The sequence below is a fragment of the Zhongshania aliphaticivorans genome (assembly GCF_902705875.1).
In the GTDB taxonomy this organism is placed as follows: domain Bacteria; phylum Pseudomonadota; class Gammaproteobacteria; order Pseudomonadales; family Spongiibacteraceae; genus Spongiibacter; species Spongiibacter aliphaticivorans_A.
On sequence record NZ_CACSIK010000001.1, the window covers coordinates 1 to 17,270 of the forward strand.

Genomic DNA, 17,270 nt, shown 5'->3' on the forward strand with positions numbered 1-17,270 from the left:
CAGTACTACAGGCGCTGTATGTGGCCAAACAACGGCTCATCCGATTTGTACTACTTAAGACACTGGCAAGGAAAAGAGCGAAAGCTAAATTGCCGGCGTTTATGGCCTTGATTGAAGAGCTAGGGGCCAGCCCGCTACATAGCTTAGCTAGAACATTGCGATCATGGTTACAGCCGATTGTGGCCATGTGGCGATTCACTAAGAGCAATGGTATTACAGAGGGCTTTCACAACAAGATGGAAATGATGTCGCGTCGAGCGTATGGTTTTAGAAACTTTGAGAATTATCGATTACGAGTGCTGGCCCATTGTGGATGGGACGGTATTATAAACAGGGTTTGATGAATGCTATCCCCCGTTAATGTTGTAGAGCCGTTGATTTTATGAGTAAAAATGATGGTGCCCAGAGACGGAATCGAACCGCCGACACGAGGATTTTCAATCCTCTGCTCTACCGACTGAGCTATCTGGGCCTATTTTGAGGGCTTTGGCTGCCTCTCAGAAGGCGCGTATTAAACCTGTTCCGAAACAGCGAGTCAAGCCCTCTTAAGACAGACTTATTCGCTAGGGGGTACGTAACCCTCTGCTTTTTCGTAGTCTTCGCCGGATAGAAACTTGTCCATCTCTTGTTGAAGGAATTTCCTTGATGCGGGTTCCATCATGCTGAGGTGTTTTTCGTTAATAAGCATGGTTTGGTGGGTATGCCATTCTTCCCATGCTTTTTTGGATACATTTTCGAAGATGTCTTGGCCTTTAGGGCCGGGGTAGGGGGCTTTTTCTAGGCCTTCTAGTTCTTGTTGGTATTTCTTGCAGAAAACGGTGCGGGTCATGATTAGGCTTCTCTTAGTAAGTCTGCGCTAAATACGGCGTCGAGTAGTTTTTTCACTGGTGCGGCGAGGCCGACGTGTTGTTCAGGGTGTCCCTTATACCAAAGCTGCTGCTTGGCTTCCATGACCGTATTAAAATCGCGATCAAGACGAACGTGGATAGGTGTGATTTCTAGGTGAAAATGGCTGAAAGTGTGGCGCATGACTGGCCACTGTTGTCTGGTGGTATTGGCAATGCAATTTTTGTCTAGGTAGTGATCTAATTCGTCGCTAGTTGCAGATTCCGGAAAACTCCATAAGCCGCCCCATATACCACTGGCTGGGCGCTGTTCTAGCAAAACTTCGCCTTGCTTATTTTCAATGATGAGCATGAAAACTTGTCGAGTGGGAATGGCCTTCTTGGGTTTTTTGCTCGGATAAAGAGTTTGAGTGCCGGCAGCGAAGCTAGTGCAATTGTTCTGCACTGGGCACTGACTGCACTGGGGTTTTCTGCGAGTGCAAAGTGTGGCGCCAAGATCCATGATTGCTTGGGTGTAGTCAGCAACTCTGTGCTCTGGAGTAAGTTCTTCGGCGAGCTCCCAGAGCTGGTTTTCTACGTGCTTTATTCCAGGCCAACCTTCAATGGCAGCATAGCGTGTTAGTACTCGCTTAACATTGCCGTCGAGGATGGGTGCGCGGCCATGGCAGGCAATGGAGAAAATTGCTGCTGCAGTGGAGCGGCCGACACCGGGTAGTTGCTGAAGCAGTTGGTGGTCATGTGGAAACTCGCCATCAAACTTATCGCAAACTAGCTTTGCTGCTTTATGAAGATTTCGCGCGCGCGCGTAGTATCCCAGCCCAGTCCACAAGGCGAGTACTTGGTCTACGGGTGCCTCAGCCAGGCTTGTGACCGTGGGAAATTGGGCCATAAAGCGTTGATAGTAATCAATGACGGTGGTGACTTGGGTCTGCTGGAGCATAATTTCTGAAACCCAAACACGGTATGGGGTGATATTTTGCTGCCAAGGCAAGTCTTTGCGTCCGGCAATATCAAACCACGCGAGTAACTGTTGGCTGAATGCGGGGGAATCTGTGTCTATCATTTACTGCCGCGCTGCCAGCACCAAAGATTGTTGTTGGCTTGGAAGCCAAGTTCGGCAAATAAATTGATAAGCTCAGGTGCGTTGCGAAGATCGGCGGAAATGGAGCTTAAATTGTCAGGTAACTGTTTCATTGCCTGAATGATAAGCTGTCGCGCCACGCCGCGGCGGCGAGTGACTTCACGTACTGACAGGCGGGCTATTTGATAGTCGCCACCGTATATTGGCGTTAGGGTAAAGGCGGATAATAATCGGCCATTAAAGCGGCCGCCGTAGATAATTAATTTACCGGAAACGGCGTTCGCAAGGAGTTTTTCACTGTCGTTGGGATACAGTATTTCTAGGTCAGCCGCATCTTGCGGTGCTGGCTGGGTAATTATTTCGGCATATACAGGCATTTATGACGCTTCTGCTTGGTGTAATACGAGTCGGGATTTTTTATAATACGCTATTGTAAGCAAATAACCGATGAGGCGTCGATGAACGAGCGCAAAGCTACGATCAGCCGTAACACCCTAGAAACTCAAATTACTGTGACTGTGAACCTTGATGGTACGGGATCGTCTCACTTTGAAACAGGGGTTCCATTCCTTGATCATATGATGGATCAGATTGCTCGTCACGGCCTTATTGATTTGGACGTGCACGCCAAGGGCGATTTACATATTGATGACCACCACACCGTAGAAGATATTGGTATTACTATGGGGCAGGCCTTTGCGGAGGCTGTCGGTGATAAAAAAGGCATTACTCGCTACGGTCACGCCTATGTGCCCTTAGATGAAGCTTTGTCGCGGGTGGTTATCGACTTTTCTGGCCGCGCGGGGCTTGAGTATCACGTGCCATATACGCGCGGCAGCGTGGGCGGTTTTGATGTAGACCTATTCTCTGAGTTTTTCCACGGCTTTGTAAACCATGCCAAGGTCACATTACATATCGACAATTTGCGTGGTAAAAACACACACCACCAAGCCGAGACGGTGTTTAAGGCATTTGGCAGGGCGCTTCGTATGGCGTTACAAGCAGATGAGCGTATGTCCGGTATCACGCCTTCTACAAAAGGCAGTCTTTAGGATTTAGTTGTATGAGTTCTTCTTCCGTTGCCGTCATCGATTACGGCATGGGTAATTTACACTCGGTTGCCAGTGCACTTGAGAAAGTGGGTGACGGCGTCAATGTGATCGTAACCGATAGCCCTGAAGCTATTTTGGCTGCTGATCGGGTCATTTTCCCTGGAGTTGGTGCTATTAGAGACTGCATGGCTGAGTTAAAAGCCCGTGGTCTCGATGAGGTGATACAGGAAGTGGCGGCGCAAAAGCCCCTGCTGGGTATTTGCCTTGGAATGCAGGCATTGCTGGAGAATAGCGAGGAAAACGGCGGGGTCGAGTGTCTGGATATTTTGCCTGGGTCGGTCAAATTTTTTGGTGCGGATCTGCGTGACAGTAAGGGTGCCAGATTAAAAGTCCCTCATATGGGGTGGAATAATGTTGCCCATACGCAGGAACACCCGCTGTGGGACGGTATTGACGACGCTAGCCGGTTTTATTTTGTGCACAGCTATTATGTGGATGCGCCGGATTTTGTTGCAGGTACTGCCGAATATGGTGTTCAAGTACATGCCGCTTTGGCCTGTGAAAATGTCTTCGCTGTGCAGTTTCACCCAGAAAAAAGTGGTGATGCTGGCTTGCGTTTGCTCAGTAATTTCTTGAAGTGGGATCGCCCAAGCGCGAATTTTTACCCTGTTTCTAACTAGTTTAATTATCGGATTTTTATCCTTAGGTTTGAGTTATGTTGATTATCCCCGCGATAGATTTAAAAGACGGGCAATGTGTGCGTCTGCGTCAGGGTGAGATGGGCGAATCTACGGTGTATGGCAATGACCCCGTAGAAATGGCTGAGCGCTGGGTAAGCGCAGGTGGTCGTCGCTTACATTTAGTTGATTTAAATGGCGCTTTTGAAGGTAAGCCGGTTAATGGTGAGGCGGTCACCGCGATTGCCAAAGCTTACCCTGATCTGCCCATTCAAATTGGTGGCGGCATTCGCTCGTTAGATACTATTGAGCAGTATTTAGATGCTGGCGTGAATTACGTCATTATTGGCACAAAGGCGGTAAAAGAGCCTAAATTTGTTGCCGAAGCATGCAAGGCATTTCCAGGTTCGGTCATTGTGGGTTTAGACGCCAAAGATGGTTTGGTAGCCACAGATGGCTGGGCCGAAGTGTCTACCCTTCTTGCAACGGAATTGGCAAAGCGTTTTGAGCAAGATGGCGTTAGCTCTATTGTTTATACCGATATTAGCCGTGATGGCATGATGCAGGGTGTGAACGTGGATGCAACCGTTGCGATGGCGAAGGCCTCTGGCTTACCCGTGATTGCCTCTGGCGGAGTGACAAATATGGATGATATTCGCGCTCTGCAAGCGGTTGCTGAGGCTGGTATTTTGGGCGCAATTACAGGTCGCGCTATTTACGAAGGCGAGCTAGATTTAGCTGAAGCGCAGCGTTATTGCGACCAACAGAAGTAAAGGATTTATTCTATGGCTTTGGCTAAACGTATTATTCCTTGCTTAGATGTGGATAAAGGGCGCGTGGTAAAGGGCGTCAATTTTGTGGGTATTCGTGACGCCGGTGATCCTGTCGAAGTAGCCAAACGCTACAATGAGCAGGGTGCGGACGAAATCACCTTTTTGGATATTACCGCCACCCACGAAGGGCGCGAAACCACCGTACACATTGTTGAGCAAATTGCCGCTGAAGTGTTTATTCCACTGACAGTTGGAGGCGGCATTCGCGAGATAAAAGACATTCGCGCCATGCTAAACGCAGGTGCCGATAAGGTATGTATTAATTCGGCTGCCATTCAGCGGCCAGAATTTGTTAGCGAAGCGGCAGATCGCTTTGGTTCGCAGTGCATCGTGATTGCTATTGATGCCAAGCGTGTTGCCGATGAAGCTGATGGCCGTCCCCGCTGGGAAATTTTCACCCATGGCGGTCGTAAGCCAACCGGCATTAATGCCGTTGAGTGGGCCGTTAAAATGGTGGCTAATGGCGCGGGTGAAGTACTGCTTACCAGTATGGATGGTGACGGCACTAAAGCTGGTTATGACCTAGCGTTAACTCGGGCAATTTCAGAGGCGGTGCCTGTGCCGGTGATTGCGTCTGGAGGGGTGGGGAATCTCGATCATCTAGTAGCGGGAATTGAAGAAGGCTTGGCTGACGCCGTGTTGGCGGCCAGTATTTTTCATTTCGCTGAATATACTGTTCCAGAGGCCAAAGCCTATATGGCTGGGCGAGGCATTGAAGTTCGCTTATAAACTTTTGATGCCTCACAACACGGGAAGTTGAATTAGGTCCATTAGGCCGCGAAACATTCTCCAATCGCTAACGGGTTTCTCGAAAGGGAAGCCCGTTTTTTTGCAGCAGCTTAAGGCTATAAACTGCCTTCTAAAACAATCGGATAGCTCCTTTGTGTGGTGAAAGAAGTATTTTCATTTTAGGGTTGGACTGCATGTATTTAAGTTCTTAATTGAGGTAAACGGGGTTACTTGGAATCGACAATATTTGGGTGTCGAATATGAATTTGGCAAATTACTAATCGCAGGGCTATAATCAGTCTATATTTAGACTGATTTGGCGGCGACCATGAATATACAGACAGTTTCTTACCTTAAAGCTAATGCTAACAGCCTTTCTTTGGATACGCCTCTTCACGTTACACAGAATGGTAAGGAGGTCTATGTTATTCAAGATGCTGTGGCTTACCGTGAGCAACAAGAAACCTTAGCGTTGCTGAAACTGATAAACCTTTCTGAGCGCAGCTTGAATCAGAAGGGTTCTCTCTCTCTGGATGAGGCGTTTGATGTCTAAGGCCTTCAAGGTTATTGCCACGCCCACCTTTAAAATAACATTGCAAAAATTGTGTGCTTTTTTAAATTCCAAATACGGGGCAGAGGTTGCCACTGCCGCTCGCGATTTGATTAAGCTCAAGGTTGCAGCCTTAAGTCGCAATCCGTATTCAGGGCCAGTTAGTGAGCGGCTTTCTGTGCTCGGGTTTAATGATTATCGACAATTACTCATAGATCAGCACAGCCTGGTTTATTATCGTGTAGATAATGAGGAGAATAGGGTTGTTCTTGTGGTGGTTATGGATAGCCGTCAAAGTGTCGCGCAACTGCTCTATGAGACAACAATAAAACTAGACTGAATCCGATTTAAGAAAGCGCTGTATCAATGGGGGTAGTGCCATTGAAGCAGTTGCCATGATATTTTGCTTAGCGAGTGCATGCCGGTTTTGTGACAGTTGATGCCTCTCAAGCCAAGGCTTCCTAAGAAGCACCGACTTACTGTTAATACTAGCCTTTTTGACCCTTTAATGTATGGCCAGAGTTTATGGCGTGTTGATGTCGGAAGAGGCCGTTTTTGGCATAGACATAATGTACATGCCTTTTAGTAAATTGAGAGCCTCATAGACTTGGTTATCGTCGGCGGCTAATCCTTCCCGTTGACCTTTTTCAGCTTTGCGACTAACGCTGGTGCTTTCTTGGCCATCGCCGCTACCAAGGTGACCGGCTAAATCGGCTTCAGTTATTTCTATGCCTGGCGCTAATGTTTCAATTCGTGCACGTTCAACAATAATATCGGGCTCTATACCTTGAGCTTGAATTGAGCGGCCACTGGGTGTGAAGTAGCGGGCGGTGGTAAGTTTGATGGCGCTTTCTTCTGATAGCGGCAGCACTGTTTGTACCGAGCCTTTACCGAAACTCCGTGTGCCAATAATAACCGCGCGGCGGTGATCTTGCAGGGCGCCAGCCACAATCTCTGACGCAGAGGCTGAGCCGCCATTAATTAAGACAACCAGAGGCGTACTGTTAGCCGGTTTACTGTCATTGGCCATAAAGCGGCTATAGGCGTTGGGGAGTCTTCCCTGGGTGTAAACAATAAGCCCCTCATCAATAAACTCATTGACGACGTGAACTGATGCTTGCAACAAGCCGCCGGGATTATTGCGCAAATCTAAAATTAAGCCCTGTAATTCTTTGCGGCCGGCATTGAGTTTTGCGAGTTCTTTTTGGAGATCTTCACCTGTGCGACTTTGAAATTGGGAAATACGAATATAGCCGTAGCCCGGTTCTAGTAATTCGCCGCGTACGCTGGCGACGGTAATAACATCACGTTTGAGTGGGACTTCAAACGGTGCGCTAACGCCATTACGAAGAATGGTTAAAATCGTTTTGCTGCCAGCGGGGCCTCGCATGAGGGTAACGGCTTCTTGCAGGTTGAGGCCTTTAATAGGCTTGTTGTCGATCTGTATGATGAGGTCGCCACTTTGAATACCGGCACGGTCTGCAGGGGTGTCGTCTATGGGAGAAACAACTTTAATAAAGCCATTCTCCATACCGACCTCAATGCCAAGGCCGCCAAATTCGCCATTGGTATGGTTTTGGAGATCTTCAAAAGAGCTGGCGTCCAGATAGTCCGAATGCGGATCTAAGCCGCTGAGCATGCCCCGTATGGCGTTTTCCAGCAGTGTTTCGTCGTCTACTTCTTCAACGTAACTTTGGCGAATTTGGTTGAATACATCCGCGAAATTTCTTAATGCTTGTAAGGGTAGTTCGCCCTGTGTAGCAGGCGTGAGCTCTTGCTCGGATGTTTCGACATCCGCGTATGCGCTTAACCCGCTGGTCAAAAGAATGACCAAGAGGCCGGAAAGGGTGTGGCGAACTATGTCTGGCATTGCATAAATTCCTAGAACGGCTTCAATCAATAGCTATTGTATCTTGCTTTATCGGTGATTACTCCGCCCCATTACTGGCTATTGGCACCAGCGATTAGGGTCGGTGGGGCGGCCTTTATAGCGAATCTCAAAGTAAAGCCCTGCTTGGCGCTGGCCACCGCTATTTCCCACTGTAGCAACGGCTTCACCGCCTTTAACCCAGTCGCCCTCGGTACGGAGTAGGCTTTGGTTATGCGCGTACAAGCTTAAGTAACCACCACCGTGATCAACAATAATCAGTAAACCTGCACCGCGTAACCAGTCGGCAAATACAACGCGACCATTGTGAATGGATATAACGGAGTCACCTTCGCTGCCCGCAATTTGGATGCCCTGCCAAGTTACCGCACTGCCTTGTCTGGATGCGCCGTAGCGGTTAAGCAGTTTGCCCTTAACTGGCCAGGGCATTTTCCCACGCATAGCATTAAAGGGTTTGTAACTTTCGGGGATCGCAATATTGGTAATTTCACGTTCAACCTCTTGTAGGACGCTTTCTAAGCTTTTGCGTTCCTTGTCGAGAGTGTTAAGTGAATGGTTTTTATTAAGCAGCGATTGATCAATACCGGCTAAGGCGTTGGCGCGCTGTTGCTTTTGTTGTACCAAGGTTTGCTGCTGAGATTGTAGTGTTGCGCTAGTTTCTGCCAGCGCTTGGGCCTCTGCCTTAATGGCAGGTTTCAATGTATCTAGTTCGGTGAGTGTGGCGCGGTATTTTGCCAGTTGCTCACTGCGGGCGCGATTGAAGTAATCAAAATAGGTAAGCGTTCGACTGAGTTTTTCTGGCTGCTCCTGATTAAGCAGCATTTTTAATTGGCTTTCTTTACCTAGGGTGTAGGCATTGCGGACGTGTTCTGCAATGAGATTTTTTTGCTCTATTTGTTGCTTGCGAAGTTGCTGTTGGCGATTTTCTAATTCGCTAAGTTTGCGCTGTTGTTGATCGCGCTTGTTGCTGGTATCTCGAAGTTTGGCAGCTAAAACACCAATATCTTTTTCGATATTACGTAGGGCTTTGGCGGTATTACTGCGATCGCCTTGTTGTTTGTTGATCGACTTTTTTAAAGAGCTGATTTTTTTATTGAGATCGTTCAGTTGGCGCTGGGTATTTTCGTTGTTGGCGCTTACTGCTGAACATGTCAGCAGTAAGGCCACAAAGAGAGTGCGAATATGTCTTGCGCGTGGCACCTTTTTAATAAACTCAGGCGTCGCGCAACAAATTAACGCCGGTCATTTCACTAGGTTGCTCTACACCCATTAACGCCAGCATGGTAGGTGCAATATCGGCAAGCTTGCCACCGGTTTCTTGCAAGGTAGTGTTGGTTTTATTGCCAACGTAGATTAACGGAACAAGCTCTGTGGTGTGCTGGGTGTGAGCTTGGCCAGCGTCATAGTCAACCATCTGTTCGCAGTTGCCGTGGTCAGCGGTGATTAAGCAGTGTCCGCCTACTTCTGTTACTGCATCGGTTACTTGTTTAATGGCTGCATCTAATGCCTCTACGGCTTTAACGGCGGCAGAAAATATGCCGGTATGGCCTACCATGTCACCGTTGGCGTAGTTGCAAATTATGCTGTCGTATTTACCACTGCGGATGGCAGCGACTAGTTTTTCAGTTACTTCGGGTGCGCTCATTTCTGGCTGCAAGTCATAAGTAGCGACGTCGGGCGAGGCAATAAGCTCACGGTCTTCACCGCGGTAAAGGGCTTCACGGCCGCCGCTAAAGAAAAACGTAACGTGGGCATATTTTTCGGTTTCGGCAATACGAAGCTGGGTTTTGTTGGTGTTTTCGAGTACTTCACCCAAGCTGTTGTGCATTTTTTCTGGCGGGTAGGCAATGGCGGCCTTAATACTGTCTGCGTATTCGGTCGTCATCACAAATTCAGCTAAATCGGGGACGGCTTTGCGCTCGAACCCGTCAAAGTCTTTGTCGACAATGGCACGGGTAATTTCTCTGGCGCGGTCCGCACGGAAATTCATAAATATAACGCTGTCGCCGTCCTTGAAGTTAGCATCGGCCTGGTCATCGCCTTGAATCACAGAGGCACTGACAAATTCATCATTTTCGTCGCGGGCATAGGCTGCGGCGAGGGCGTCGCTGGCGGTGTTATAGCGGTAGTCAGATTGTGCAAGTGTGAGCAGGTCGTAGGATTTTTCGACACGATCCCAGCGATTATCTCTATCCATCGCGTAATAGCGACCGATAACTGAGGCGATGCGGCCAGTGCCAAGCTCGGCAAATTTCTGGTCTATCAGTTCTATGGATTTCTGGGCGCTGCGTGGTGGTGTGTCGCGACCATCAAGAAATGCATGAAGATAAATTTGCTTGGCGCCACGTTTGGCGGCAAGTTCCATCATGGCTAGAATGTGATTTTCATGGCTGTGAACACCGCCAGCGGAGAGCAGCCCTAATATGTGGACGGCTTTGCCAGCGTTGACGGCTTTGTCGACAGCTTTAGTGTAGGTTGGGTTGGTAAAGAAATCGCCATCAGCGATGTCTTTATCGATGCGGGTAATACTTTGGTACACAATGCGGCCGGCGCCGAGACTCATGTGACCAACTTCAGAATTGCCCATTTGACCGTCTGGCAGCCCAACATCTAACCCGGAGCCTGAGATCAGGGTGTGGGGAGATGTTTCCCACAGCTTGTCCCAGTTTGGTGTTTTTGCGTGAAAAATAGCGTTGTCTTTTGGGTCTTCGCGGTAGCCAAAGCCATCGAGTATGATTAATACAACGGGTTTTTTGGTTTGGGCGTCGGTCATAGTAAGAAAACCATTTTAAATCGGCGGAAGTTAGTGTGTCATTGTAACTTTTTCGGCGTAGAGAGGCTATGCGGGGAAGGGTGAGAATTGCTCGGGGGCAGTGTATACTCTCGCTTTTTTCGCGAATTATGTTCACCGCGACGCATAACGAGAGTTTTCATGGAAAAATTAATCCCTTTTTTGGCTGAACAATGGATACTCATATCGGCATTAATATCGTGTCTATTACTACTTAATTTTCACGAGACACGACGCGCAGGTAAATCTATTACACCTCAGCAAATGGTGAGCTTGTTGAATCAACAGGGTGCGGTGATTGTCGATCTACGTGATAAAGCTGAATATGCCAAGGGGCATATATTAGACTCGGTGAATATGCCCTTTGCTAAATTAGACAAAGAAATGGACAGCCTCGCCGACAAAGAAAAGCCGGTGGTATTGGTGTGTAAGCTTGGTCAGCACTCAAGCGCGGCGGGTAAAAAACTCGGAGCCAAAGGTTATACTCAGGTACACCGCTTAAAGGGTGGTATTGGTGAGTGGCAGGCAATGCAAATGCCATTGGTTAAATAATCGAGCAGTCTGAAATGAGTGATGGTATAAAAGGGGATACGTGAGTATGGCAAAGGTAACAATTTACACAACACGGTTCTGCCCTTTTTGTGTTCGCGCCAAGCAGTTGCTCGGTAGCAAAGGTGTAGATTTTGAAGAGATTCCGGTCGATGGCCGCAATGATCTTCGTAAAGATTTATTGGCTCGTACTGGTCAACGAACGGTTCCACAAATTTGGGTAGGTGATACCCATGTTGGTGGTTGTGATGAGCTGATGACCCTTGAGCGACAAGCTCAGCTTGATGAAATGCTCGCCTCGTAATAAGTAGGTGAACTTGTTTTTAAATACCCAGCATTAGGAAATAGGAAATAATGTCAGAAGAAGCACAAGCCCCGGCCCCAGCTAAGTTTGCTTTGCAGCGTATCTATATTAAAGATGCGTCGTTTGAGTCGCCAAGCGCCCCTGTTATTTTTACTAAGACTTGGAAGCCAAAGATACAGGTCGACCTGAATACTCGCAGTAGCAAAGTAGCGGATAATAATTTTGAAGTTATTCTTACCGTCACTATTACAGCTAAGCTTGAAGACGATGAAACGGCGTTCTTGGTAGAAATTCACCAAGGCGGTTTGTTTTTGGCTGAGGGTGTAGAAGGCGAACAGTTAGGTCAATTATTGGGTATTGCGTGCCCTAATATGCTGTTTCCTTATTTGCGTGAAGCTGTAGATTCTTTAGTGGTTAAAGGCGGTTTTCCAGCCTTGGCTTTGCAGCCAGTCAATTTTGAAGGGCTATATCGTCAAGCGCAGCAAAAGCAGGCGGAGCAACAAGCCGCATCTGAAACGACGACTCACTGAGTCAGTGGCTGAGGAGGGTTTGCTGCAAAGCTAGCCCTCCTTTTGCCGTCCTTGTATGTTTCATATTGCCTTACACGAACCGCGTATTGCGCCTAATACGGGGAATATTATTCGCTTGGTTGCGAATAATGGCTGTCACCTTCATTTAATCGAACCCTTGGGGTTTGATCTTGAAGAGAAAAAGCTTCGTCGCGCTGGACTAGATTATTCAGATCTTGCGCGTTTGAGTCGGCACGCTAATTATGAAAGTTTTCTGAAGGAAGTTGCGGGTCAGCGTATTTTTGCCTTAACCACCAAAGGTAGTCGCTGCTATTCAGATGCTGAATTTAAGCCGGGTGATGTGTTGTTGTTTGGCTCAGAAACTGCCGGCTTACCCCAAAATATTCGTGATGATTTGGGCTTTGAGCACTGCTTGAAAGTGCCGATGATAGCGAGTTCTCGCAGCCTTAATTTGTCAAATACCGTTGCCTTAGTAAGTTATGAGGCGTGGCGGCAAAATGGGTTTATAGGTGCTTAGCTACCGCATTTGACGATGATCTTAATCATCGTCATCGTCACTGCCGCCCATGCCTAGTTCTTTGATTTTACGTGTTAGCGTGTTCCGCCCCCATCCCAAGAGGTTGGCGGCATCGCGTCGGCGGCCATGAGTGTATTTGAGCGCCGATTCAATCATGATGCGCTCGAATTGTGGAACCGCTCGGTCTAATAACTTATCTCGCCCTAGCATTAATTCTTGGTCGGCCCAGCGTTTAAGGTTGTCCTGCCAATTGGATGCCGGCGCGGCTTCACCTTGTGGACGTTCCAGTAACTCTGGTGGCAAGTCGTCTATGTGAATCTCTCGCCCAGCAGCCATCACCGTTAGCCAGCGGCAGGTGTTTTCTAGCTGGCGAACGTTCCCCTGCCATTCCATTTGGCAAAGATATTCTTCGGTTTCTGGGCGCAGGCGTTTTGGGTCAACATTGAGCTCATTACCCGCACGGGTAAAGAAGTGCTGCATAAGTTTTGGAATGTCTTCCCGGCGCTCGGAAAGCCGCGGTAAATGAATGCGGATAACATTGATGCGGTGGAAAAGGTCTTCCCTAAAGGTGTTGTTTTTAACCAGTTTCTCTAGATTTTGGTGGGTTGCCGCAATAATCCGCACATCGACTTTTACTGGGGTGTGTCCGCCCACTCGGTAGAATTCGCCGTCAGCTAAGACGCGCAGTAAGCGAGTTTGAGTATCGGCTGGCATGTCACCAATTTCATCTAAAAACAATGTGCCGCCGTTTGCTTGCTCAAAGCGACCGCGACGTTGAGCGGTGGCACCGGTGAAGGCGCCCTTTTCATGGCCGAAAAGCTCTGATTCCATCAAGTCTTTGGGGATAGCTGCCATATTCAGGGCAATAAAGGGTTTTGCTGCGCGTGGGCTGTGGCGGTGAAGTGCTTGGGCAACTAGCTCTTTACCTGTGCCGGATTCGCCGTTGATAAGCACAGTGATATTGGATTGCGACAAGCGGCCAATGGCGCGGAAAACTTCCTGCATTGCCGGTGCTTCACCGATGATTTCAGTGGCTTCAAGCGGGGCTTGCTCGGGCAGTAAATTTCGGTTTTTGTGAGCGTGCTGTAGAGCCCGTTGCGTGGTCGCGACGGCTTCATCTATATCAAAAGGCTTGGGTAAATATTCAAACGCGCCCCCTTGGTAAGAGGCTACCGCGCTGTCTAGGTCTGAATGTGCGGTCGTTATGATGACGGGTAGGCCGGGGTGGGCAGCAGTAATTCGGGATAATAATTTTAACCCGTCAATGCCGGGCATGCGTATGTCGCTAATGATGGCGTCGGGAACGTCGGATTCCAGATTTCCCAATAACTCGTCACCGTTTTCAAAGCAACGTGTTTCAATACCAGCCTGAGTCAGTGCTTTTTCGAGCACCCAGCGTATTGATTTATCGTCGTCTGCAATCCAGACGGAATTAGCTTGGCTCATGAGGCTTGCTCCAGGGGAATGTGTAGCGAGAAAACGGTGTTGCCGGGCTCGCTGCTACATTCGATAAGTCCGCGATGTTGGTTGAGTATTGACTGTGCGATAGACAGTCCTAGTCCGGTACCTTCTGCGCGGCCGCTAACCATGGGCAAGAAGATAGAGGCGAGAAGGTTTTGGGGTATGCCTGGGCCGTTGTCTATAATGTCTATGCTGCAAACAAGGCGATACCGGTTCGAGCCAATAGTGAGTTGGCGAAGTGTTCGAGTTTTAATGGTGATAGTAGGGTCGCTGTCATTCTGCGCATGCTGGCGCAGCGCTTGATGGGCATTGCGCATCACATTGAGAAAGGCTTGTATAAGCTGTTCTCTGTCTGCGAGTACGTCGGGAATGCTTGGGTCGTAATCGCGATGAATTCGGACACTGCCATCACTTTCTGCTTCAACCAGTTGTCTGACTCGCTCTAGAACTTCGTGAATATTAGTGGGCTTTTTCTCTGGTGCACGATGAGGGCCTAGCATGGTATCGACTAGGTTTCTCAGTCTATCGGCTTCTTCAATAATAATATTGGTGTAATCGTGAAGTTTGGGGTCGCTCAGCTCACGGGCAAGCAGTTGGGCTGCGCCTCGTAACCCCCCTAGTGGGTTTTTGACTTCGTGAGCGATACCGCGAATCAATGCCTGGCTATTTTGCTGAGATGAAAGTAGACCCTCTTCACGACTGATGCGAATAAGCCTGTCTAGTGGTTGGAGCTCAATGATGAGCGATGTACGACGATTTTCAGTAACGGGGGTAACGGCGTAGTCTACGGTGATTTCGGTGCCAGAGCGCAAGGTTAAGATGGTTTCGCGTTTGGTGTAGGCCTCGCAATTATTAATGGCATCAAGCAGTTTAACTAGGGTGTCTTCTTGCTCGTGAAAAAGCTTGGTAATAGCTTCGCCGTGTATGCGCTGGTCAGATACTGCCAGCAAAGATTCCGCGGCGGGATTGATATAGCTAACGGTCAGGTTCGGCTCGACCAACAGTATGGCTGTTTTAAGGTTGTCGAGAATTTGATGGTAAATATTGTTCAGAGGCATATTGTCGCCAGTATGTTCGTTATGTCTGGCCTAGTAGCAATATCTAGGCCAAGCGCAAGTTGTGATTTGTAATGGTGAACGTAACAATATTTTGTCGCCAAAGATGGAAAAGCCCTATTGTGGGGCTTAATTCTATTAGGGTGGTCAGCCTCTAGTTGGGGCAAAATGGGTCAGTATTTGTCATTATGCCCGAATGGGGTGCGAGTAAACAGCGGCTAATTTCGGGTTTTGATCTTAGTTTGTGGGGCGGTAAACCATGACATTTATCTGGTCGGAGGACACAATTTTTCCCTCTGCGTTGATAATAGTGGCGGTGATTTGATGGGGGCCGCGTGGTAATTGCGGAATACTTAAACGTGTAGTGGTATCTGTGATGGTTGTGTTGCCATCCACGCTAATCCGTATTTTTTGATCTTGTTGTAGGGGTTCGTCAGTGCTCACCTCGACGGTGGTTGCTGTGAGGCCATTGGCTATGATGGCGTTATTCTGCGGGGAGCGTATCCGGACACGGTTGTCGTCTGCAGTGAGGTTTTTGTTTGGTTTTTGCTTGGGTTTGGATTTCTTTATATCGAGGCTAGGCGTGGTGTTGATGGCCGGAAGGCTGAGGGTTTCACTGTTTTCGGATGCTTTGTCGGAATATACCGTGTTGCCTTGTTCATCAATATAACGGTATATCTCGGTATGAGCGGTTGTTGTAGAGAGGGTGATGGTGAGGCTCAATAATAATAGGCCGCGCATAATGACTCCGAGATAGCAAAAGGCTTATTAATAATGGCGCGGTGTGCGCTGAGCTACAAGTATAAAAAAACCCGCCGAAGCGGGTTTTTTTATACAGCAGGGTAAATGATTACACGCTGTAGTACATGTCGAACTCAACAGGGTGAGTTGTCATGGCAAGACGTTCTACTTCTTGTGCTTTTAGCGCAATGTAAGCGTCGATAGTATCGTCGTCAAATACACCGCCAGCAGTTAAGAACGAGCGATCTGCATCAAGTGCTTGCAGGGCTTGGTCTAGGCTAGAAGCCACTGTAGGGATTGCTGCTGCTTCTTCTGCAGGTAGATCATAAAGATCTTTGTCTGCAGCGTCGCCAGGGTGGATTTTGTTCTTGATGCCGTCTAGGCCAGCCATTAGCAACACGGCAAACGCAAGGTAAGGGTTGGCTGATGGATCAGGGAAGCGTACTTCTACGCGACGTGCTTTCGGATTAGGAACAAAAGGAATACGGATCGAGGCAGAGCGGTTACGCGCTGAGTAAGCCAGCATAACAGGTGCTTCAAAGCCAGGAACCAGGCGCTTATACGAGTTAGTAGACGCATTGGTGAAGGCGTTGATAGCGCGCGCATGCTTGATGATACCGCCAATGTAGAATAAAGCAGTTTCAGATAGGCCGCCGTAAACATCACCAGCAAACAGGTTAACGCCGTCTTTGCTTAGTGATTGGTGAACGTGCATGCCACTACCGTTGTCGCCAACAATAGGCTTAGGCATGAATGTAGCTGTTTTGCCGTAGGCGTGAGCAACGTTGTGTACGCAGTATTTCAGTACTTGTACTTCGTCAGCTTTTTTCACACAGGTATTTGGGCCAACGCCGATTTCGCATTGTCCAGCAGTACCCACTTCGTGGTGGTGTACTTCTACAGTAAGGCCCATGTCAGTCATTGCGTTACACATTGCGCCGCGAAGGTCGTGCAGGCTATCGACAGGAGGAACGGGGAAGTAACCACCTTTAACGCCAGGGCGGTGACCAGTGTTGCCTTCTTCAAAATTGTCGCCAGATTTCCACGCCGCTTCGTCAGATGCAATGGCGTAGCTTGCGCCTTCCATTGCGACTTTCCATTTTACGTCGTCAAAAATGAAGAACTCAGGCTCTGGTCCGAACAGTGCAGTGTCTGCAATGCCGCTGGAGCGCATATAGTCTTCTGCGCGTTGAGCGATAGAGCGTGGGTCGCGGTTATAGCCCAGCATAGTAGAGGGTTCTACGATGTTGCAGCGAATGATGATAGTGGCTTCTTCGGTGAAGGGATCTAAAATAGAGGCTTCGTCATCTGGCATGAGGATCATGTCTGATTCGTTAATGCCTTTCCAGCCGGCGATGGACGAGCCATCAAACATTTTGCCGTCTTCAAAGAAACCGGCATCAATTTCTGTCGCCGGAATGGTGACGTGCTGCTCTTTGCCTTTAGTATCGGTGAAGCGCATGTCTGCCCATTTCACGTCGTTATCGGCGATTAACTTCAGAGTTTGCTCTGACATTATGTACGTCCTCCAGAATAGTAGAGTCTGCTAAAAGTTCGGCTAGGCCGAGTTGATGATGATTATATTCGCAATCTATTGTGCCGCATAGCAGCGCAATCTGTGAACCGGAAAAGCAAAATATATGCCGTTTAATTGTGCTTAATGGTTG

21 protein-coding genes and 1 tRNA gene are annotated in these 17,270 nt (G+C 48.5%); 11 read left to right on the forward strand and 11 right to left on the reverse strand.

Annotation, left to right across the window (positions count from 1 at the left end):
- The coding region (locus tag AELLOGFF_RS00005; protein ID WP_200842571.1) for a transposase at positions 1 to 341 on the forward strand (341 nt) is incomplete at its 5' end.
- Positions 342 to 396: 55 nt separating this feature from the next.
- Here the strand turns inward: AELLOGFF_RS00005 and AELLOGFF_RS00010 are convergent.
- From AELLOGFF_RS00010 to AELLOGFF_RS00025, 4 genes are all read right to left on the reverse strand, one after another.
- Positions 397 to 472 (reverse strand) — tRNA-Phe (locus tag AELLOGFF_RS00010).
- An 84-nt stretch (positions 473 to 556) separates the two neighbouring features.
- On the reverse strand, positions 557 to 829 hold the full coding sequence (locus AELLOGFF_RS00015; protein ID WP_159266734.1) for an oxidative damage protection protein: 273 nt from the start codon (positions 827 to 829) through the stop codon (positions 557 to 559).
- A 2-nt stretch (positions 830 to 831) separates the two neighbouring features.
- Positions 832 to 1,908: an A/G-specific adenine glycosylase gene (mutY, locus tag AELLOGFF_RS00020; protein ID WP_159266735.1), complete on the reverse strand. Its 1,077-nt coding sequence runs from the start codon at positions 1,906 to 1,908 to the stop codon at positions 832 to 834.
- A complete protein-coding gene (locus AELLOGFF_RS00025; RefSeq protein WP_159266736.1) occupies positions 1,905 to 2,303 on the reverse strand; it encodes an acetyl-CoA sensor PanZ family protein in 399 nt (132 codons plus the stop codon). The genes mutY and AELLOGFF_RS00025 overlap by 4 nt, the downstream gene beginning before the upstream one ends.
- An 81-nt stretch (positions 2,304 to 2,384) precedes the next feature.
- Here AELLOGFF_RS00025 and hisB point away from each other — a divergent pair, with 81 nt between their 5' ends.
- The 6 genes from hisB to AELLOGFF_RS00055 all read left to right on the forward strand — a co-directional run bounded on the left by hisB (position 2,385) and on the right by AELLOGFF_RS00055 (position 6,107).
- Positions 2,385 to 2,978 carry an imidazoleglycerol-phosphate dehydratase HisB gene (gene hisB / locus AELLOGFF_RS00030; protein ID WP_159266737.1) on the forward strand — a complete coding sequence of 198 codons (594 nt, stop codon included), beginning with the start codon at positions 2,385 to 2,387 and terminating at the stop codon, positions 2,976 to 2,978.
- A gap of 11 nt (positions 2,979 to 2,989) precedes the next feature.
- Positions 2,990 to 3,658 (forward strand): imidazole glycerol phosphate synthase subunit HisH, encoded by a 669-nt coding sequence (hisH, locus tag AELLOGFF_RS00035; RefSeq protein ID WP_159266738.1) that lies wholly within the window; start codon positions 2,990 to 2,992, stop codon positions 3,656 to 3,658.
- A 35-nt stretch (positions 3,659 to 3,693) separates the two neighbouring features.
- On the forward strand, positions 3,694 to 4,428 hold the full coding sequence (gene hisA, locus AELLOGFF_RS00040) for a 1-(5-phosphoribosyl)-5-[(5-phosphoribosylamino)methylideneamino]imidazole-4-carboxamide isomerase (RefSeq protein ID WP_159266739.1): 735 nt from the start codon (positions 3,694 to 3,696) through the stop codon (positions 4,426 to 4,428).
- 12 nt (positions 4,429 to 4,440) lie between these two features.
- A complete protein-coding gene (hisF, locus tag AELLOGFF_RS00045; RefSeq protein ID WP_159266740.1) occupies positions 4,441 to 5,217 on the forward strand; it encodes an imidazole glycerol phosphate synthase subunit HisF in 777 nt (258 codons plus the stop codon).
- Between the two features lie 328 nt (positions 5,218 to 5,545).
- Positions 5,546 to 5,770, forward strand: coding sequence for a type II toxin-antitoxin system Phd/YefM family antitoxin (locus AELLOGFF_RS00050; protein ID WP_159266741.1), 225 nt, complete (start codon positions 5,546 to 5,548; stop codon positions 5,768 to 5,770).
- Positions 5,763 to 6,107, forward strand: a complete 345-nt coding sequence (locus tag AELLOGFF_RS00055; RefSeq protein ID WP_159266742.1) for a type II toxin-antitoxin system RelE/ParE family toxin — start codon at positions 5,763 to 5,765, stop codon at positions 6,105 to 6,107. The genes AELLOGFF_RS00050 and AELLOGFF_RS00055 overlap by 8 nt, the downstream gene beginning before the upstream one ends.
- 183 nt (positions 6,108 to 6,290) lie before the next feature.
- Here AELLOGFF_RS00055 and AELLOGFF_RS00060 read toward each other — a convergent pair whose 3' ends face one another.
- From AELLOGFF_RS00060 to gpmM, 3 genes are all read right to left on the reverse strand, one after another.
- Positions 6,291 to 7,637, reverse strand: a complete 1,347-nt coding sequence (locus AELLOGFF_RS00060; protein ID WP_159266743.1) for a S41 family peptidase — start codon at positions 7,635 to 7,637, stop codon at positions 6,291 to 6,293.
- Between the two features lie 78 nt (positions 7,638 to 7,715).
- On the reverse strand, positions 7,716 to 8,822 hold the full coding sequence (locus AELLOGFF_RS00065; protein ID WP_235035561.1) for a murein hydrolase activator EnvC family protein: 1,107 nt from the start codon (positions 8,820 to 8,822) through the stop codon (positions 7,716 to 7,718).
- Positions 8,823 to 8,868: 46 nt separating this feature from the next.
- Complete coding sequence (gene gpmM / locus AELLOGFF_RS00070) at positions 8,869 to 10,428, reverse strand: 2,3-bisphosphoglycerate-independent phosphoglycerate mutase (RefSeq protein ID WP_159266744.1); 1,560 nt, start codon at positions 10,426 to 10,428, stop codon at positions 8,869 to 8,871.
- Positions 10,429 to 10,587: 159 nt separating this feature from the next.
- Here gpmM and AELLOGFF_RS00075 point away from each other — a divergent pair, with 159 nt between their 5' ends.
- The 4 genes from AELLOGFF_RS00075 to AELLOGFF_RS00090 are packed head-to-tail and all read left to right on the forward strand — an operon-like array spanning position 10,588 to position 12,346.
- On the forward strand, positions 10,588 to 10,998 hold the full coding sequence (locus AELLOGFF_RS00075) for a rhodanese-like domain-containing protein (protein ID WP_159266745.1): 411 nt from the start codon (positions 10,588 to 10,590) through the stop codon (positions 10,996 to 10,998).
- A 46-nt stretch (positions 10,999 to 11,044) separates the two neighbouring features.
- Positions 11,045 to 11,299 (forward strand): glutaredoxin 3, encoded by a 255-nt coding sequence (gene grxC, locus AELLOGFF_RS00080; protein ID WP_159266746.1) that lies wholly within the window; start codon positions 11,045 to 11,047, stop codon positions 11,297 to 11,299.
- A 50-nt stretch (positions 11,300 to 11,349) separates the two neighbouring features.
- Positions 11,350 to 11,829: a protein-export chaperone SecB gene (gene secB / locus AELLOGFF_RS00085; protein WP_159266747.1), complete on the forward strand. Its 480-nt coding sequence runs from the start codon at positions 11,350 to 11,352 to the stop codon at positions 11,827 to 11,829.
- A gap of 55 nt (positions 11,830 to 11,884) precedes the next feature.
- Positions 11,885 to 12,346, forward strand: coding sequence for a tRNA (cytidine(34)-2'-O)-methyltransferase (locus tag AELLOGFF_RS00090; protein ID WP_159266748.1), 462 nt, complete (start codon positions 11,885 to 11,887; stop codon positions 12,344 to 12,346).
- A gap of 21 nt (positions 12,347 to 12,367) precedes the next feature.
- On the opposite strand, the gene ntrC is transcribed toward AELLOGFF_RS00090, so the two are convergent.
- The 4 genes from ntrC to glnA form a co-directional block, all read right to left on the reverse strand.
- Positions 12,368 to 13,792, reverse strand: a complete 1,425-nt coding sequence (gene ntrC / locus AELLOGFF_RS00095; protein ID WP_159266749.1) for a nitrogen regulation protein NR(I) — start codon at positions 13,790 to 13,792, stop codon at positions 12,368 to 12,370.
- The gene (glnL, locus tag AELLOGFF_RS00100) at positions 13,789 to 14,865 is read right to left on the reverse strand and encodes a nitrogen regulation protein NR(II) (protein WP_159266750.1); all 1,077 of its coding nucleotides are present in this window, start codon (positions 14,863 to 14,865) and stop codon (positions 13,789 to 13,791) included. The genes ntrC and glnL overlap by 4 nt, the downstream gene beginning before the upstream one ends.
- 234 nt (positions 14,866 to 15,099) lie before the next feature.
- Positions 15,100 to 15,603 (reverse strand): DUF4124 domain-containing protein, encoded by a 504-nt coding sequence (locus tag AELLOGFF_RS00105; RefSeq protein ID WP_159266751.1) that lies wholly within the window; start codon positions 15,601 to 15,603, stop codon positions 15,100 to 15,102.
- A 109-nt stretch (positions 15,604 to 15,712) separates the two neighbouring features.
- Positions 15,713 to 17,119, reverse strand: coding sequence for a glutamate--ammonia ligase (gene glnA, locus AELLOGFF_RS00110; RefSeq protein ID WP_159266752.1), 1,407 nt, complete (start codon positions 17,117 to 17,119; stop codon positions 15,713 to 15,715).
- Positions 17,120 to 17,270 lie beyond the last annotated feature (151 nt).

Excerpts from the sequence above, each read along its gene's own strand:
- AELLOGFF_RS00015 (WP_159266734.1), bottom strand. The coding sequence starts at position 829 with ATGACCCGCACCGTTTTCTGCAAGAAATACCAACAAGAACTAGAAGGC.
- mutY (WP_159266735.1), bottom strand. The coding sequence starts at position 1,908 with ATGATAGACACAGATTCCCCCGCATTCAGCCAACAGTTACTCGCGTGG.
- AELLOGFF_RS00025 (WP_159266736.1), bottom strand. The coding sequence starts at position 2,303 with ATGCCTGTATATGCCGAAATAATTACCCAGCCAGCACCGCAAGATGCG.
- hisB (WP_159266737.1), top strand. The coding sequence starts at position 2,385 with ATGAACGAGCGCAAAGCTACGATCAGCCGTAACACCCTAGAAACTCAA.
- hisH (WP_159266738.1), top strand. The coding sequence starts at position 2,990 with ATGAGTTCTTCTTCCGTTGCCGTCATCGATTACGGCATGGGTAATTTA.
- hisA (WP_159266739.1), top strand. The coding sequence starts at position 3,694 with ATGTTGATTATCCCCGCGATAGATTTAAAAGACGGGCAATGTGTGCGT.
- hisF (WP_159266740.1), top strand. The coding sequence starts at position 4,441 with ATGGCTTTGGCTAAACGTATTATTCCTTGCTTAGATGTGGATAAAGGG.
- AELLOGFF_RS00050 (WP_159266741.1), top strand. The coding sequence starts at position 5,546 with ATGAATATACAGACAGTTTCTTACCTTAAAGCTAATGCTAACAGCCTT.
- AELLOGFF_RS00055 (WP_159266742.1), top strand. The coding sequence starts at position 5,763 with ATGTCTAAGGCCTTCAAGGTTATTGCCACGCCCACCTTTAAAATAACA.
- AELLOGFF_RS00060 (WP_159266743.1), bottom strand. The coding sequence starts at position 7,637 with ATGCCAGACATAGTTCGCCACACCCTTTCCGGCCTCTTGGTCATTCTT.
- gpmM (WP_159266744.1), bottom strand. The coding sequence starts at position 10,428 with ATGACCGACGCCCAAACCAAAAAACCCGTTGTATTAATCATACTCGAT.
- AELLOGFF_RS00075 (WP_159266745.1), top strand. The coding sequence starts at position 10,588 with ATGGAAAAATTAATCCCTTTTTTGGCTGAACAATGGATACTCATATCG.
- grxC (WP_159266746.1), top strand. The coding sequence starts at position 11,045 with ATGGCAAAGGTAACAATTTACACAACACGGTTCTGCCCTTTTTGTGTT.
- secB (WP_159266747.1), top strand. The coding sequence starts at position 11,350 with ATGTCAGAAGAAGCACAAGCCCCGGCCCCAGCTAAGTTTGCTTTGCAG.
- AELLOGFF_RS00090 (WP_159266748.1), top strand. The coding sequence starts at position 11,885 with ATGTTTCATATTGCCTTACACGAACCGCGTATTGCGCCTAATACGGGG.
- ntrC (WP_159266749.1), bottom strand. The coding sequence starts at position 13,792 with ATGAGCCAAGCTAATTCCGTCTGGATTGCAGACGACGATAAATCAATA.
- glnL (WP_159266750.1), bottom strand. The coding sequence starts at position 14,865 with ATGCCTCTGAACAATATTTACCATCAAATTCTCGACAACCTTAAAACA.
- AELLOGFF_RS00105 (WP_159266751.1), bottom strand. The coding sequence starts at position 15,603 with ATGCGCGGCCTATTATTATTGAGCCTCACCATCACCCTCTCTACAACA.
- glnA (WP_159266752.1), bottom strand. The coding sequence starts at position 17,119 with ATGTCAGAGCAAACTCTGAAGTTAATCGCCGATAACGACGTGAAATGG.